This window comes from Parvimonas sp. M20, assembly GCF_035282425.1.
GTDB lineage: Bacteria > Bacillota > Clostridia > Tissierellales > Peptoniphilaceae > Parvimonas.
In genome coordinates this window covers 1-271 of record NZ_JAYKBQ010000168.1, presented here as the reverse complement: position 1 = coordinate 271, position 271 = coordinate 1, and the positions used below count along the sequence as shown (strand labels likewise).

The window sequence follows — 271 nt, the reverse complement described above, 5'->3', positions numbered from 1 at the left end:
ACTATCAACATAGTATCCAAAAAAGATCACTCTGTAGTTCAAGTCAAAACAAGTGCTTCCAATACCTTGAATGAAGCACTCCTATTTGCAGATGTATACACACTGGCAGATGGCGCCAGAATTCAGTTCAGACCATCTTCCTTTGTACTAAATGAAAAAGAATGGTCGATAGAAAAAGCAGGTGAAATTATTATCAGAAAAAATTTATTACATGTACAAGATGTAAAGTTTACACAAGGATTCCAGGAATTAACAGCGCAAACAGAAGATG

The 271-nt window shown here is 35.4% G+C and carries 1 protein-coding gene; it reads left to right on the top strand.

From position 1 onward, the window contains the following. Positions 1–271 (top strand): hypothetical protein (locus VJI93_RS08835; RefSeq protein WP_324009329.1); only part of this gene is annotated, 271 nt, incomplete at both ends.